The 15,762-nt window shown below is 61.4% G+C and carries 16 protein-coding genes; 8 read left to right on the top strand and 8 right to left on the bottom strand.

The features are described 5' to 3' along the window. Positions 1–8: 8 nt before the first annotated feature. From HNQ65_RS01395 to HNQ65_RS01375, 5 genes are read right to left on the bottom strand one after another with little or no spacing between them, the layout of a single operon-like run. Positions 9–731, bottom strand: a complete 723-nt coding sequence (locus HNQ65_RS01395) for a prolipoprotein diacylglyceryl transferase family protein (protein WP_184337628.1) — start codon at positions 729–731, stop codon at positions 9–11. Next, complete coding sequence (locus tag HNQ65_RS01390) at positions 728–2,071, bottom strand: radical SAM protein (RefSeq protein ID WP_184337626.1); 1,344 nt, start codon at positions 2,069–2,071, stop codon at positions 728–730. Before HNQ65_RS01390 ends, HNQ65_RS01395 begins: the two co-directional genes overlap by 4 nt. Then, positions 2,068–2,403, bottom strand: coding sequence for a hypothetical protein (locus HNQ65_RS01385; RefSeq protein WP_184337624.1), 336 nt, complete (start codon positions 2,401–2,403; stop codon positions 2,068–2,070). The genes HNQ65_RS01390 and HNQ65_RS01385 overlap by 4 nt, the downstream gene beginning before the upstream one ends. 9 nt (positions 2,404–2,412) lie before the next feature. Then, positions 2,413–2,724 carry a hypothetical protein gene (locus tag HNQ65_RS01380; RefSeq protein ID WP_184337622.1) on the bottom strand — a complete coding sequence of 104 codons (312 nt, stop codon included), beginning with the start codon at positions 2,722–2,724 and terminating at the stop codon, positions 2,413–2,415. A gap of 3 nt (positions 2,725–2,727) precedes the next feature. Then, complete coding sequence (locus tag HNQ65_RS01375; protein ID WP_184337620.1) at positions 2,728–3,027, bottom strand: hypothetical protein; 300 nt, start codon at positions 3,025–3,027, stop codon at positions 2,728–2,730. A gap of 79 nt (positions 3,028–3,106) precedes the next feature. Between HNQ65_RS01375 and HNQ65_RS01370 the strand changes: the two genes are divergently transcribed. Both HNQ65_RS01370 and HNQ65_RS01365 read left to right on the top strand, forming a co-directional pair. Continuing rightward, positions 3,107–4,396 carry a sulfatase family protein gene (locus HNQ65_RS01370; protein WP_246437471.1) on the top strand — a complete coding sequence of 430 codons (1,290 nt, stop codon included), beginning with the start codon at positions 3,107–3,109 and terminating at the stop codon, positions 4,394–4,396. A gap of 85 nt (positions 4,397–4,481) precedes the next feature. Beyond that, entirely contained in the window at positions 4,482–4,709 is a 228-nt protein-coding gene (locus HNQ65_RS01365) for a hypothetical protein (RefSeq protein WP_184337616.1), read from the top strand. An 85-nt stretch (positions 4,710–4,794) separates the two neighbouring features. Here the strand turns inward: HNQ65_RS01365 and HNQ65_RS01360 are convergent, their stop codons facing one another. The 3 genes from HNQ65_RS01360 to HNQ65_RS01350 all read right to left on the bottom strand — a co-directional run bounded on the left by HNQ65_RS01360 (position 4,795) and on the right by HNQ65_RS01350 (position 8,749). Continuing rightward, the gene (locus tag HNQ65_RS01360; protein WP_184337613.1) at positions 4,795–7,632 is read right to left on the bottom strand and encodes a DUF1553 domain-containing protein; all 2,838 of its coding nucleotides are present in this window, start codon (positions 7,630–7,632) and stop codon (positions 4,795–4,797) included. Positions 7,633–7,681: 49 nt separating this feature from the next. After that, positions 7,682–8,383 carry a class I SAM-dependent methyltransferase gene (locus HNQ65_RS01355; RefSeq protein WP_184337612.1) on the bottom strand — a complete coding sequence of 234 codons (702 nt, stop codon included), beginning with the start codon at positions 8,381–8,383 and terminating at the stop codon, positions 7,682–7,684. Between the two features lie 126 nt (positions 8,384–8,509). Then, positions 8,510–8,749 (bottom strand): hypothetical protein, encoded by a 240-nt coding sequence (locus HNQ65_RS01350; RefSeq protein ID WP_184337610.1) that lies wholly within the window; start codon positions 8,747–8,749, stop codon positions 8,510–8,512. Positions 8,750–8,901: 152 nt separating this feature from the next. On the opposite strand from HNQ65_RS01350, the gene HNQ65_RS01345 reads away from it, so the two are divergent. The 6 genes from HNQ65_RS01345 to proB all read left to right on the top strand — a co-directional run bounded on the left by HNQ65_RS01345 (position 8,902) and on the right by proB (position 15,741). Then, entirely contained in the window at positions 8,902–9,963 is a 1,062-nt protein-coding gene (locus HNQ65_RS01345; RefSeq protein WP_184337608.1) for a hypothetical protein, read from the top strand. Positions 9,964–10,178: 215 nt separating this feature from the next. Further along, positions 10,179–11,012, top strand: coding sequence for an Npun_F0296 family exosortase-dependent surface protein (locus HNQ65_RS01340; RefSeq protein WP_184337606.1), 834 nt, complete (start codon positions 10,179–10,181; stop codon positions 11,010–11,012). A 39-nt stretch (positions 11,013–11,051) separates the two neighbouring features. Next, positions 11,052–12,521: an exosortase Z gene (gene xrtZ, locus HNQ65_RS01335; protein ID WP_184337604.1), complete on the top strand. Its 1,470-nt coding sequence runs from the start codon at positions 11,052–11,054 to the stop codon at positions 12,519–12,521. Between the two features lie 179 nt (positions 12,522–12,700). After that, positions 12,701–13,723: a phosphate acyltransferase PlsX gene (gene plsX, locus HNQ65_RS01330; protein WP_184337602.1), complete on the top strand. Its 1,023-nt coding sequence runs from the start codon at positions 12,701–12,703 to the stop codon at positions 13,721–13,723. After that, entirely contained in the window at positions 13,710–14,726 is a 1,017-nt protein-coding gene (locus HNQ65_RS01325) for a beta-ketoacyl-ACP synthase III (protein ID WP_184337600.1), read from the top strand. The genes plsX and HNQ65_RS01325 overlap by 14 nt, the downstream gene beginning before the upstream one ends. A 235-nt stretch (positions 14,727–14,961) precedes the next feature. Next, on the top strand, positions 14,962–15,741 hold the full coding sequence (gene proB, locus HNQ65_RS01320; protein ID WP_184337598.1) for a glutamate 5-kinase: 780 nt from the start codon (positions 14,962–14,964) through the stop codon (positions 15,739–15,741). The last annotated feature ends 21 nt before the right edge of the window (positions 15,742–15,762 follow it).

Genomic DNA, 15,762 nt, shown 5'->3' with positions numbered 1-15,762 from the left:
AGAAAGTGTCAGCCTACCGCCTGCATTGATTTCGTCCGCCGCCAGATCATGAAGAGCCCCAGCGCTGCTGTCGCTGCGGAGATGAACTGGTAGCCGCTGAGCCCGAGCCAGATCTTGGGCGTGTCGCGCATGAATTCGTGTGCAAAACGGAAGCCCCCGTAGGCAGCAAGGTAGAGGAAAAACAGACGGTCCCGCAGCAGTCCGCGCTTTTGCAACAGCAGGATGATGGCAAGGATGACCACCTGGAACGCGCCCTCGACAAACGGTGCGGGCCAGCGCGTAACGCCATGCACATCCCGCATGGCAAAGACACCGGCCACCGGCCTGCCGAGGCAGCAGCCGTTAACATAGCAGCCCACGCGCCCGAGGAGGATGCCCACAGGCACGATGACGGCAAAGGCATCTCCTGTGGAGCTGCGGTGGCCCACGAGATGCTTCACCCACTCCACCCCGGCATATGCGCCTAACAGGCCGCCGAGCACGGACTTGCCCGTGGCCCAGCGCAGTAAACGGTCCGGCTGCTGCCACTCCAGCCAGCCCTCCGCCAGCAGGTAGGCCACCTTGGCCCCGGCAAAGCCGCCGATCAATGCGCCGAGGTAGATGAGCAGCATCTCGCTCTGGCCTTTCGCCCGCCGGTACCAGAACACCGCGCCGATCACCACGCCCAGCATCATGCACAGGGCATAGACCGGGCTGCCGGGAAGAAACTGATGCTGTGGGGAGGGATTCACAGGGCCTGGCGAGTGTCGGCAAAGCCGGAGTAGTAGCGGCAGAAGGAGTCCAGCTTGCCATCCGGGCGGATCACATGCGTGCAGCAGCGGTCGATGCGGTCCTCGTCCCAGGTCCAGGCATCCATGAAGGGCTTGACCATCAGACGAAAGGCCATGCTGCGCGTCTTTTCCATGGTTTTCAGCAGTTCGCCGAGCGGCTCGTTTTCACAGCCGCACTGGGCCAGGTCTGCCAGCGTATAGTGGATCTTGTCCTGCAAAAAGCCCTGCAGCTTGCTGAAGTCGAGGAAGTCACTCACATGCCACACCTGCCCCTCGCGGCGGATGAGGTAGCCGATGGTGGCGCAGTTGGGGTCTCCGCACGGAAGCGGCGTGAAGTCCTCGTAGCGGAGCTGCCCCTGGGATTGCTCCACGGCTGCCATGAGGATGTCTGCTGTGTTCAGGCGCTGCTTTGCGGTGGGCAAATGATTGCGCCCGCTGAGAAACTCCGGCTGAAAGGTGATGCCGTGGATGTTCGCATCCTCCAGGCCAAAGCGCACGGTCTGCCAAAGATGAGGCAGGTTTTCATGCGTCACGGTCATGGCGAGTGTGACGGGAATGTTTGCCGCGGCAAGATTGGCCAGCGCCTTCTGCTTCACCTCGCGAAGGTCGGCACCGCGCAGAGCCTTGTGCCCGGCCTCCTGCAGTCCATCAAACTGCAGATACACCTGCAGGCCGCCATTGTGGAAGATGGCTCCCAGCTCATGGCTCAGCTCGGGGTCTTTGGCAAAGCGCACACCGTTGGAGTTGATGAGCAGGAAGTCGATCTTCTCATGCGCCTTGGCCCAGCGGCAGAGTTCGGTGAGCTGTGGGTGCAGCGTGGGCTCGCCACCGGAGAGTTGGAGGATTTCGATCTTTCCTTTGCGTGCGATCACGCCATCCACCCGCGCCTGGATGTCCGCCACCGGGATGGCGTCCACCTTGGACCCAATGCCCACGGGCGAATCCGCGTAGCAGGTGGGGCACGCGAGATTGCAGGAGTTGACGATCTCGATCAGCGCCAGGCAGGTGGAGAGCGTTTCGATGGAATTGGTCCCCCGCCCTTCCGCGTTGCGTCCCATCGTGCCGGCGGACGTTCCCTCCGCCGTGCAGCACGCACCGCCGGAGCAGCAGCGGTTTTCCTCCTTGCCCTGTGCCAACCAGTAAAAGCGCGCATCACTGGCAATGCAGGCACTAAACTCTCCATGCGCGATGCAGCGGCGCTTCAGATACACTTTGCCGTCCTGCTGCTCCACCGTGGCCGGGCAAGGCCGGTGGCACTGCGGACAGCGTGAGGTGGTACGTTTGAGCAGTGTTGCGGTCATCGGTGGCTCATGTTGTTCATCATCGACACACAGCCCACAAAAAAGGAGGTTAGCATGAGCAACCAGCCGCCAAACGTCAGCGCCACAGCCATGCAGCCCGAGCGATTCCTGCCAAGTTTGACAGAAGCGACGATGTGCAAAATCAGGATGGCTGCTGCGGCCGTCCAGCATGATGCCACGCTGATCTCAGTAGGCGGCAAACCATTGGAGACAGGCACCGCAGCACCGGGAGCGATCACGGTGGCGATAATCCACGCCAGCCACCAGACACCTTCGGCGGGTGGTGGCGCAGGCTGCGACGACGGTGGGAGCGGAGGTGGGGAGTCGGACATGACCTGAGTTTAGCGTATCGCCATAAGCACGCAGCCAGCGAAAAATGACGCCGCCATGAGCACCCAGCCGCCGACTGCCAGAAAAAAGGACAGACAGGTAAGCTCAGGAGCCAGCCGGATGCATGCCCCCAAATGCAGGCCTAAGCTGGCGCAAACCAGCAGCAGCATGCATACATAAGCGTAGACCGATCCCACACTCAAAAAAAGCCCCGCCACTGATGGCAAGACCATAGTGGAGAGCAGCCATGCCGCCCACAGGCGTCCGGCCTCAGGGGGCACGGGCTTTGCCGGAGAAGGTGGTGGTGCAGATTCTTCGGTCATTGTTCAAGGATGTGTTCTGCCTACGAGGCAGCCTGAGTAAAAAGATGAAACTATCAACACCCCGCCACCAAACATCAAAAAGAAGTACAGCCAGCTCTTCGGCGGAGCCAGCTTTTTGCACGCCCACTCATGCACCATCAGGTCCGCCAGGCCTAGCGCAAAGATAAAGAACCCAAAGACCTCTCCAAACAGAGACCCCAAAGCGCCGACCACGGCAGGCAGGATGAGGGTGGTGGCCAGCCATATCTTCCACCAGCGGCCTGTAGCGCGTGGGTTGGATCGCGGAATCTCATTTTCGTCCATCCCCGTCATTCAACCACCTGCCCCACCTTCTGGCAAGATGCCATGCGGCGCCGGCGTTCCCATGCGCCCAACCATGCTCATGATACGCCGTCTTTTTCTTTCGTTGCTTGCCCTGCCCAGCTTTCTCGTGGCCGCCGATGCGCAGCCGCCGCCAAACATCGTCATGATCATCTCAGATGATCATTTGTACAGCGACTATGGCTTCATGGGAAACAAAGTCATCCAGACGCCGAACCTGGACCGCCTGGCCTCGGAGAGCCTCACCTTCACACGTGGCTACGTGCCTTGCAGCCTGTGCTGCCCCAGCCTGGCCACGATGATCACCGGGCTGTATCCGCATCAGCACAAAGTCACCAGCAATGACCCGCCCATTCCCGCTGGAATGAAACCGCGTGAGTTTCAAAGCAGCCTGCAGTTTGAGGCAGGACGCGAGGTGATGAGCAAGCACCTGGAAGAAGCCGGCACGCTGCCGACGATGTTGAAGCAAAAGGGCTATCTGAGCCTGCAGACCGGCAAGTGGTGGCAGAAAAGCTACGAGCGAGGTGGCTTCACCCACGGCATGACGCACGGCGGCCGCCACGGCGATGCGGGACTGGACATCGGCCGCAAGACCATGCAGCCCATCTATGACTTCATCGCCACGGCACAGAAGGAGAAGAAGCCCTTCTTTGTGTGGTATGCGCCCATGATGCCGCACGATCCCCACACGCCGCCGCAGCGACTCTTTGACAAGTACAAGGACAAAACGCCCAGCCCCCACGTGGCCAGGTACTGGGCCATGGTGGAGTGGTTTGACGAAACCTGCGGCGAGCTGATCAAGCACATCGACGACAACGGGATGAAGGAAAACACCATCTTTGTCTATCTCAGCGACAACGGCTGGATCACCAACCCGAAGACCGGCCGATATGCGGACAAGTCCAAGCAAAGCCAGTATGACGGTGGCCTGCGTACGCCCATCATGGTGCGCTGGCCCGGCCATGTGCAGCCGAAGATGAGTGATGAGCTGGCGCAGTCCATCGACCTCGTGCCCACGCTGCTCAAGGCTGTCGGTATCCCGCCGACGAAGCCCTTTCCTGGCATCGACCTTCTGGACACCACTGCCGTCAGCGCCCGCAAGACGCTCTACGGCGAGTGCTTCACGCACAACTTTGTGGACCTCAACGTGCCCGCCACCAGCCTGCGCTGGCGCTGGATCGTCGATGGACACGATAAGCTCATCATCCCCAACGCGGCCAACCAGCCCAAGGACGTGGTGGAGCTCTATGACCTGAAAGCGGACCCGCAGGAGGAGAAAAACTTGGCAGCGGAGAATGCTGACAAAGTGAAAGTTCTCAGCGCCAAACTGGATGCCTGGTGGAAGCCGTGACAAACACCCGGCGCATCCGTCTTGATTTCTGCCTCCAACGGCGTTAGTCAGAGGGGTTCACCCCAATATAAAACACTCACGCTTTATGATCGGCTGGCTGGTTGCCTTCATCTCTTTTGCCATCGGCTTATTCAACTTCTGCCTGCTCAAAGGCTGGTTGGTGGTGCATCCGCTGGACCTGGAGTACTCGGAGGCCTGGATTCAGAAGCACCGCTTCACCACGCTGATCACCGCCCTGATCACCACGGGCGCCGGTGTCATGTGCGTGCTGCATGCCACGGGGACGGTGCAGTTCTTTGCTGCAAAGGCGTGAGTTCGCAAACAGGGTGCTCTGTTACTCGTTAGGTGGGGCGTTTATCCCGCGCTGATCGACGAGCAGGAGTGACCATCGTACTGGATCAATCCAGAAACCGGAACTCCGGTGTGGACCAGAGATCCTGGATGAAGCGAGCCCAGAGATCGCGGATGTCTTCCGGGGTGGCGTTGCCGGACTGGCTGGACTCAATGAACTCGCGCACGAGAGCGCGCTCTTTTTCCGTGGGCTGGCGCTGCAGGGAGTTGCGAAAGGCGGTACCGATGCGCGTATCCGTGTCAGGCGCGGACTTGAGCACCACATCAGCAGCGCTGCGGGCCTGCTCGATCACCTTGGGGGAGTTCATGAGGAAGAGCGCCTGCGTAGCCACGGTGCTGGTAGTGCGCTGTGCGATGGGCTGGTTGATGTCCGCAAAGTCAAAGACCTCAAAAAGCGGGTGGCGCACGTTGCGGAAGGCGGCTGTGTACAGGCTGCGGCGGGTGTCCTGGAAAGCGTAGCCGTATTCCAGATTCTGAATCTTCTGATCGTTGGCATCCACGGCCTTGGCCTCACTGATGCCCTGGCCGCCAAAGCTGCGGTCCAGCGTGCCAGCAGCACTGAGCATGGCATCGCGCAGGCACTCGGCATCCATGCGCTTGCGGTTCATGTGGCTCAGCAGGCGGTTGTCCGGATCGGTGGTGGCTGCATGTGTGGAGGCCATGCGGTAGGTGTGGCTCATGACCATCTGCTTGATGAGATGCTTGAGGCTCCATCCATCCTCCATAAAGCGCACGGCCAGATGGTCCAGCAGTTCGGGGTGGCTGGGGGCCTCTCCCGTGGAACCGAAGTTGTCCGTGGTGCGCACAATGCCCGCTCCATAGATCCAGTGCCAGATGCGATTGACCATGACGCGCGCGGTCAGAGGATTGTCACGGGAGGTGAGCCACTGCGCCAGTTGCAGGCGGCCGCTGGCGTTGGTGGGAATAGCGGGCGCGGTGCCATGCAGAGCAGCCTGGATGAAGCCGCGCGGCACGACGGCTCCGAGATTGCGGATGCTGCCACGGATGTGGATCTTGGCGTCTTCCGGCGCGGTGTCTTCCGCCACAGACATGGCCTCGGGGCGGTCCTGTCCGCCTTTCTGCACGGCCTTCAGCTCCTTTTCCAGCTCTGCCAGCTGCTTCTTGAGCTTCACGGCGGTGGGAGATTCCTTGTCCTTCTCTTTCTTTGCCACCACGTCGTCCACGGTCTCGTCTGCCGGGAGAAACTGCACCGCATCCACGGTCACGAAACCCTGAGAGGAGGCATTGGAAACCAGCACAAACCCCTGGCCGTTCGCTTCAAAGCGATAGGTGCCCAGAGAGGCAAATTGCAGCCCCTTGAGGGAATCCGTGACCATCTTCACCGCTTTCAGTTCCTCGCCGTCGGCATGCAGGATGGTCACAGTGGCGCTTTCTGCACGGTTGGGACCGGCATTGAAAGCCAGGCGCACCTCATAGCGCCCGGTCTTGGGAATCTTGGGGGTGAAGGACACGGTCTTCTCCCCCTTGCCTTCGTTGTTGTCGCTCAAGTAACCGCTGCCGATGTAGGGCGCGTAGCTGGTGGACTGCTTCCACATGCCCACCTTCTGCGCGGCGGTGTCATCCACTACGATGCCGGGAAGATCACTGATGGAAATCGTTCTGCGCGTGCGCAGATCCGCGCTGCCGGCATCCCGCAGGCTGTCCTTGATCGTAGCGATCTGCTCCTTGAGCGCGCCCACCTGCTTTTCGTGTTTCTGCAGTGCCACCTCTGCCTCGCCATCCATGGGCAGCGGTGTGTCGATCCAGTGCGCCACGTTGTCGGTGTAGTTGCGCAGCGTCTTGGTGCTGCGCAGGATTCCAGCCAGTGCGTAGTAGTCCCGTGCGGAGATGGGGTCAAACTTGTGATCGTGGCAGCGTGCGCAGCCGAGCGTCATGCCGAGGAAAGCACGGCCCATGGTGTCGAGCTGCTCATCCACGATGTCCATGCGCAGCATGCCCTTGTCCTGCTCTTCGTAGTTGGTGGGGCCCAGGGCAAGGAAACCGGTGGCAGTCACCTGCCTGCGGCGTGCGGCGGCATCGGCGGCTGGGAGAATGTCTCCCGCCAGATGCTCGGTGATCATGCGGTCCAGCGGCACATTGTCGCGAATGGCCTCGATGACGTAGTCGCGGAAGCGCCAGGCATCTTTGAAGGGTAGCGAACGCCCGCCGCCGGAGGATTCCGCAAAACGGGTGATGTCCAGCCAGTGAGAGGCAAAGCGCTCGGCAAAGGCGGTGGAGGCCAGCAACTCGTCCACGCGCTTTTCATACTCCGCAAGCGTCTGCGGCGCAGGCTGGGAGAGATCAGGTGGCAGCCCGGTGAGGTCAAAGGCCAGACGGCGCTGCAGCACGGCGGGACTGGCATCAGGCGCGGGCTGCATCTGCTGCGACTCCAGCTTTGCCAGAATATACCGGTCGATGTCGTTCGCAGGCCAGTCGGTGTTTAGTACTGCAGGCGGTGGCACATCGCGTGGAGGCTGGAAGGACCAGAAACTGGCGTCTGCACGTGCGGATTTTCCTTTGGTGCTGCCGGCCACCTCATCGCGCGGATCAGGCGCACCCGATTCGATCCAGAGTTTCAGATCGGAGATCTCGCTGTCCTTGAGCTTGCGCTTGGGCGGCATCTTCAGGTCGCGGTCCAGGTAGGAGACGGCGTGCCAGAGCTTGCTTTCGTCCAGCTTTCCAGGCACCAGCGCGGGGCCGGAGTCGCCGCCGGTCTGCCATCCGGCGCGGGAGTCGAGGCGCAGGCCGCCCTTCTGCTTGTCCGGGCCGTGGCACTCGATGCAGTTCTCAATGAGCAGCGGGCGGATGCGCTGCTCAAAGTGCGTCAGGTCCGCAGCACCTGCGGCGGAAAGACATGCGGAGGCTAGGAGTGCGCGGCGGATCATCTGGGGGTGGTGAGCCTAGGCAAACGAGCCGCGCGCAGAGCCTCTTTCATCAGGCGACAAAGCGCAGGATGTGATGCTGCCGGTAGCTGCCTATCACCGCAGGTGCCTTGAGATCGGCCTGCTGCGCCATCTGCGCGATGTCGGCCAGCGTTTCAGGAAAATCATAGGCCTCAACGTGCGCACAGGCTTCGTTCAGATGCTCGGGGTGCACTTCCCGCCATTCGTTGCGCATGAAGCCAAGGTAGCCCTCCAGATACTGCTCGCGGGTCTGCCCTTCGTCGCGCAGCACATCCACCAGGATGAGCTGCCCTCCAGGGACCAGGCGCTCGGCGCAGGCGGTGAGCAGGCGCTGCTTGTCCGCAGCATTCAGATGATGCACGGCAAAGCCGGAGAAGATCACATCAAAGGCGCAGTCGGTGTCCTCCACAGCCTGCAGCATGTCCTTGTGATGCAGCGCGGTGTTGGACATACCCTTTAGGTAGCCGCGGGCTTCCTCCAGCGCTGAGGCGGAGAGGTCCACGCCATCATAGCTGGCAGGCGGCGCGGTTTTCAGGCACGGGGCGAGAAAGCGTGCATTGCCACAGCCGAGGTCCAAAAGGTGGTAGGGCCCCTGCGCATGGCGCTGCTGCAGGAGGTCGGATACATGACCGTAAATCTCCTGGTGGAACATGTAGTTCTTCTCGGAGATGGCGTCGTATAGGGTCCATGCTTTGCGAAAGAGCGCGGTATTGTCGTCTTGAGAGAGGCTCATTGAATAAACAGCGAAAGGCGTCAGCGCCCCGGTCCGGCAGCACGGCCAAAGCGTGCTGCCGAAGGGCGGTCGGGCCGCATGAGAGCATCATTCACGCGGCGCGCCAGTGTTCGCTTTCAGTCCGGATTAAAACGGACGCGGGCAGATGATGTGCCCGCCGCCATGCGGACGATACCACACGCCACGGTGCGTGTAGTAGCGCACACCGCCGTGGTAGTAAGGCCTTGCGCCCACAGGGATAATCACTGGTGCCGGCACCGGACGCACGACAGGACGACCGTAGACAGGACGATAGGCTGGGCCGTAGTAGCAGGAACTCAGGGTGAGCACGATGAGAGAGGCGGAGATGACGCGTTGGAGTTTCATGGTGGGAAGTGGGTGGTTGCCCCGCCGAAACAGACGCTTACACCCCAAAATTGCTTCAATCTTTTCCCGTCCATTCCGCGAAAGGGAGCGTTTTTCACTTTCGTTTGTTACCTCCCTTCTCAAAGTACGCCTTCCAATCACCCTGCCCCCCCATGACCCCAGACGAAGCCAAAGCCCAGCTCGACAACCAAGTCCGTGAAATCATCAACTGGCACTTCTCCCCCGAGACCGGCTGCCAGTTCTGGCTGGAATGGGCCAAGAAGAACTTCGACCCGCGTGGCAAGGTGAACAGCTATGAGGACACCGTGGCCCAGTTCCCCCATTTCCAGGATGAGTGGCTGCGTGACCTGCAGCCCGAGGTCTGGGTGCCCGCCGCCTTCAAGGGCAAGCCCTTCAACATCTTCGAAACCGGCGGCACCACCGGCATGCCCAAGCAGCGCATCGGCTGGAACGACTTCCGCGTGGACTACGAGGAATTCAGCCACAAGCTGGACGACAAGCACTTCCCCCCGGGTGAATCCTGGATCATGGTCGGCCCTACCGGCCCCCGCCGCCTGCGCCTGGCCGTGGAGCATCTGGCCAACTATCGCGGCAGTTCCTGCTACTTCGTCGATCTCGACCCCCGCTTCGTGAAGAAGCTCATCTCCAACAAGCAGTTCGACGTGGCGCGCCAGTACATGGACCACGTGGTGGATCAAGCCGTGCTGCTGCTGAAAAACCGCAAGATCTCCGCTATCTTCACCACGCCCAAGCTTCTGGAAGCCCTGGCCGAGAAGGTCGACCTCTACGACGCCGGCATCCGTGGCTGCTTCGTGGGCGGCACCACCATGACGCCACAGTATGTGCGCTTCATCGTTGAAGAGGTGCTGGAAAACCGCATCGGCTTCTACCCCACTTATGGCAACACTCTCATGGGCCTGGCCGCCAGCGTGCCCATCCAGCCCGAGGACAACTTCTCCGTGACCTACTACGCTCCTCAGCCGCGTGCTGTGCTGCGCGTGGTGGATCCGAAGCAGACCGACACCACCGTGGAATACGACGCCTGGGGCCGCGTGGAGCTGACCACTCTGACCAAAGAGTTCTTCATGCCCCGCTTCCTGGAGCGTGATGAAGCCATGCGCCGCAAGCCCCGCGCGCCCTACGCCTGGGATGGCGTGGCCGATGTGCGCCCCTTTGGTGCCATGGAAAAGACCATCGTGGAAGGCGTATACTAAGCGTCCCATACCAGCTCATTTTTCAACGGGAGTGCGGACGCCGCGCTCCCGTTTTTTGTGTCTGCGACGCCAAACAATGCAGGGCCTGAAACGGGAAAATTTAAACCTTCTTCCCATATGAATTGGCCCGTAAAGAGGCCTCATTAGGTTCCCTTCATCCCCCCACATCTGTGGGAGTTTTCGGGATTTCCAAAGAGAACGAGAAGTAAGGCCTCATGAAAACAGCCATACTATCCATCCTGCTCACCGCCACAACGCTGCCTGCCAGCGCCGAACTCATCATCACCTACGCGGAGAATCCAGAGTCGAACCTCTCCACCCTGAAAAACACCAATGTCTTCACTTTTGACGATCTGAAGACCGGGGTGGACAAAAACGTCTCCTGGAGCGGTGTGGGCAGCTTTGACCAGCTCTACGTCAAAAATGCCGACATCTACGGCGGTGCCGCCAGTGCAGCCAATCCGAACGGCACCAAATATTCTCTGCAGGGAGCCGGCACCGGTGTGCTCAGCAGCACGCTGACGCTCAACAAAGACTCCTCCTATTTCGGCATGTGGTGGTCTGCCGGAGACTCCAGCAATGTGCTGAAGTTTTACGAAAACTCCACGCTGGTGGGCACCTTCACCACCAGCAGCCTCATGAACCTCCTGCCCTCAAGTTACGATGGCAATCCCAAGGATCGCTCACAGGACCGAAACGAGCCCTTTGCCTTTATCAACTTCTTTGGGGATGCCAACACGGCCTGGAACAAGGTGGTGCTGACCAACAATAACTCCTCCGGCTTCGAGTCAGACAATTACACCAGCCGCACCACAGCATGGAATCCGCTGGTGGACGGTGCGCTGCCCGGCATTCCTGTGGCCATCGTAAACGGGACTACCACCACCAAGGTCACCAAGGACACCCTGGCAGGCACCAAATGGAGTCTGGGACAGACCGCCGTGGCAGCCGCTCCCGGAGCCCCCGCTCCGCCGGTCACTCTGCTGGCCGCCTTTGCCGGTGTCATCGGCCTTCGCCAGGTGCGCGCACGTCGGAAGCAGGCGGCGTAAGCCTGAAATACCCGTCAAACATCACCACCCACCACCGCCATGGCCTTCCGCCCCACTGCCGCCAGCTTGCGCACCACGATTGCCGCCGTGGCGGTGGCGGCTGCGGTGCACCTCACGCAGTCAAAGGACATGGTGGTGGATTTTACACGCCCCATCGTCCTGCACGCGCTGCAGTGGCTGGGCAACGATGCGGCTGACTGCGGCGATGAGCTGCGCGTGGGCCGCCTTATGGTACCCTGGACACGTGACTGCGCCGGGATCAATCTCCTGCTCATCCTCCTGGCGCTGGCGGTGTGGGTCAACCGCCGTGAGAACCGAGCCTGGCGCTTCTGGCTCTGCATGGCGGGCATGGTGCCGGCTGCCGTGGCGGCCAATGTACTGCGCGTGCTCACGCTGCTGACCTACCGCACCGTGGCCTATCCCGGTGTGGAGAGCCCGCAGACGCATTACTTCATGGGCTTTATGTGGCTGGTGCCGTTTATCGCCCTCATCACACCTAGAGACCACCGTCCTGCCTCCGCTGGTCTGATGGAAACCCTGCACGCCGCTGCGGTGGTGGCGCTGCTGGCCCCCATGGCGGGCACCCCCAATGCAACGCTGCTGACTCTGGCGGCCATCATCAGCCTTTCCCACTGTCGGCTGGTCGAGGGCAGCGCCCGCTTCGCGACATGGCCGCTGGCTGCTTGGGTGGTTGCGGGCTTGGGTATCGCCGTGGTGGGCATGGAATCCTTTTGGCTGCCCTGGCTGCTGATATGCCCCCTGCTGGTACAGAAGCACTGGGTTTTCAGCATTCCTGGTGCCGCCTGCCTGGCCTGCACCCACTCTTTGGTGGCCATGCAATCGTGGTCGTGGGCTGTGGCAGGAGTGGGGCTGGCATGGGCTTGGCGGTCTGGTGAAAGTCCCGCCCAACCTGCCGCCCCAGCCTCTGTCCCAGCGCCGGAGCCGCAGCCTGAGCCTGTGCACCTCGGGGCATATCTAGCCGCCCGGGCTGGCCAGACCGTATTCATGGCCTGCTTGGCCCTGCCTTTTTTAGCCTCCACTTTGCTGGCCTTTGGCCTCAAAAACTGGGAGCCCCCGGCTGGCATGCTCTCCCGTTGTATCTCGCCCAACTGCTACGAGGTCCGCCTGCCCGGCCAACCGGACGAGATCGGTCTGGCCTGCTACAGCTCCGCCAGCCGCGACCGCCACCACACTCTGAATGTGTGCCTGAAATACCGGGGCATCGAGCTGCAACCGGTGGAAGGCAGCCCCGATGTGCTCACTGATGGCAAAAACTGGTTCCGTGAGTTCTTCCTGCAGGACGGCCACCTGCTGCCGGACTACCCCGCTTATGTGCGCGCTACTTTCCGCCCGTGGTCGGACCCAGGCGTGCATCTCATCTTTGTCTCCAGACAGCAGGCCCAGCATCCCGGCGCCTTTAATGCAGCCTGCGAAGAGCTGGCGCAGAAGTTCTACCAGAAGTGCCTGAGTGTGCAGGAAATGCAGGTGGCGGAACGGAGCAGCAGGTAAGGCCCCATACACAGCGCCCCGGCGCAATACGGCCTGTTTTCCGTGCTGAAAGCGCAACCATTGCACTCATGCTCAGTTTTTGACTTCATGGTCAAAAAAACTCCCGTTTGCATTCCCGCCTCTGCGCGCTTTAGGACTCGTAACTCGATACTCTTGAAGACTCTCACGCAACCGCAGGAATGAAGATCGCACTGGATGTCATGGGGGGCGACTTCGCCCCGCAAAACCCCATCGGCGGCGTCAAACTCGCCCTCGAATCGCTGCCTGCCATCACCAAGCTCTTTCTGGTGGGCGATCCGGCCGCCATTGAAAAAGAACTGAAGGCCCAGGGAGTCTCCAGCCCCAAGCTGGAAATCGTCCCCGCCAGCCAGGTGGTGGACATGGCGGACAGCGGCCTGGACGCCGTCCGCAAAAAGAAAGACAGCTCCATCAGTGTGGCCGTGAACCTGGTAAAGGATGGCAAGGCAGAAGCCGTGGTCAGCGCCGGGCATACCGGTGCCGCCGTGACCGCCTCCCTCATCAAGCTGCGCACCCTCACCCACATCGAGCGGCCCGCCATCGCCTCCATCATGCCCTCGTTGACCAAGCACTGGGTGCTCATCGACGCTGGGGCCAATCCCGACAGCGAGCCCGCCCATCTGGTGCAAAACGCCATCATGGGCAGCGCCTTTGCCCGGCATGTGCTGGGACGTGACAACCCCACCGTGGGTCTCATGTCCAACGGCACCGAGGAGGAAAAAGGCAACGCCCTCTGCAAGGAGACCAGCAAGCTGCTGCGCCACACCGCAGGCATCAATTTCATCGGCAATGTGGAAGGTCACGACGTGTGGGACACCCCGCCAGACGTCGTCGTGTGCGACGGCTTCACCGGAAATGTCATCCTCAAAAACGCCGAGGCCCTGGCCCACTCCATCTTCAGCATGGTGAAGAGTGAAATTAAGAGTTCCTTCTGGACCAAAATCGGTGGCCTCCTGGCCAAGCCTGCCTTCAAGCGCGTACACACTCGCACCAACCCCGACGAGGTCGGCGGCATGCCGCTCCTAGGCCTGCGGGGCATCACCATCATCGCCCATGGCAGTGCATCTCCATTTGCCATGAAGAACGCCATACGGCAGGCTTGCGAATCCATCCAACACCAGGTGGGGCCCCACATCGAGGCCGCCGCCACCGCCCATTCCATCTCCCTCCATGCCCGCTCCTAGTTCCCAGCCCTTCTGCGCCTCCAGCATCATTGGCACCGGCAGTTACATGCCCGAGAAAGTCCTGACCAACGATGATCTGTCCAAAATCGTGGACACTTCCGATGAGTGGATCACCTCCCGCACAGGCATCAAGGAGCGCCGCATCGCCGCAGCTGAGCAGGCCACCAGCGACCTGGCCGCCGAGGCCGCCCGCAAGGCCATGGAAAGCGCCGGAGTCTCCCCTGAGGAAATCCAGCTCATCATCGTGGCCACCGTGACGCCGGACATGTTCTTCCCCTCCACCGCCTGCTTTGTGCAGAAGAAGATCGGGGCCAGCAACGCCGTGTGCTTTGACGTTTCCGCCGCCTGCTCCGGCTTCCTGTATGCCCTCCAGGTGGCGCGCCATTTCATCAACACTGGCAACCGCACCACCGCCCTGGTCATCGGCGCTGAAAAGCTCAGCAGCCTGATCAACTGGAAGGACCGCAATACCTGCGTACTCTTTGGCGACGGCGCAGGTGCCGTGGTCATCCGCCGTGCCGACGAGGAAACGGACGCTCCTGGCCGCGTGCTCTCCACCGTGATGGGCACCGACGGCACCCTGGCCGATGTGCTCAAGGTCCCCGGCGGCGGCTCTGCCTGCCCGATCACTCCGGAAAACGTCGAGTCCCATCCCAATACCATCCACATGGAAGGGCGCGAGACCTTCAAGCATGCCGTGACCCGCATGCTGGAGGCCTCCCAGCAGGCTCTGGAAATGGCCGGACTAAGCGCCTCTGACGTGGCCCTCGTCATCCCGCATCAGGCCAATGCGCGCATCATCAGCGCCATCGCCGAGCGCCTGAACCTGCCGCTGGAGCGTGTGTTCATGAACCTGGACAAATACGGCAACACCAGCGCCGCCACCATCCCCGTGGCCCTGGACGAAGCCAACAAGGCCGGACGCCTCAAGAAAGGCGATGTCGTCCTGCTCGTAGCCTTCGGCGGCGGCTTCACCTGGGCCAGCTCCGTGGTGCGGTGGTAAGCTGACGATTGGCCACAAAGAAGCGCAAAAAAGGAACAAAAACTCAGGGCCATTCGGCTTCTGAGTTTTTTGCCAAATCTGCAGCCTGCTTTGCCCTAGCTTGGCCTGTGCATAGGTATGCTTACCTTTTGTGAGTTTTTGCGCCTTTTTGAGGCCAACCCTCCGGCATTTGCCCTTTGCATCGCAGCACAGCCTGCCATATTCGCCGCCCCTTTTTGCCACCTCCAGACTTCTCATGTCCCCCAAGCGCATTGTTCTCAAATTCGGCTCCGGCATCCTCACGCGCAAAGACGCGCCTGAACCCGATCCCGTGCAGCTGCGCAAGCTGGTGGAGGCTGTGGCCTTGCTGCGGCGTGCCGGGCACAGCGTTGTGGTGGTCAGCAGCGGTGCCGTGGCCTCGGGGTTGAAACCGCTGGAGTTCAAGCAGCGCCCCACAGACGTGACCACCCTGCAGGCGCTGGCAGCCGTGGGCCAGACACACCTCATGCACGCCTACGAGTCCCTGCTGCGGGATCACGGCCTGCACGTGGCCCAGCTTCTCGTCACGCACGAGGACTTTGAAAACGAAGACCGCGCCCCGCGTGTGAAGGCGGTGCTGGACCGCCTCATTGAGTTCACCCAGGTGGTGCCCGTCATCAATGAAAACGACTCGGTGGCCATCGAGGAGCTGCGCTATGGAGACAATGACAAGCTCTCTTCCCGCGTGGCCCGTTTCTGGGGAGCCGACGTGCTCATCCTGCTGACCAGCGCCCCCGGCCTGCTGCGCGACATGAAGAAGCCCGAGGAAGGCCCCATCCCCGTGGTGGCGGATGTGGACGAAGTGATCCACCACGCCGAAGAGGAAAAATCCGCCCTCGGCACCGGCGGCATGATCTCCAAGCTGCGCGCTGTGCAGGATGCCGTACACGGCGGTGTGGAGTGCATCATCGCCTCCGGCCGCCACGCCGAGCAGATCCCCAGCCTAATCGACGGGCACGGAATCTGCACCCGTTTCCCCGCTGCCGCTCGTTCTTAATTTTCCCGTCCCCTTCCCGCC

Origin of the sequence: Prosthecobacter vanneervenii, from assembly GCF_014203095.1 — a bacterium.
GTDB lineage: Bacteria > Verrucomicrobiota > Verrucomicrobiia > Verrucomicrobiales > Verrucomicrobiaceae > Prosthecobacter > Prosthecobacter vanneervenii.
This window is presented reverse-complemented; position numbering and strand designations above follow the sequence as displayed.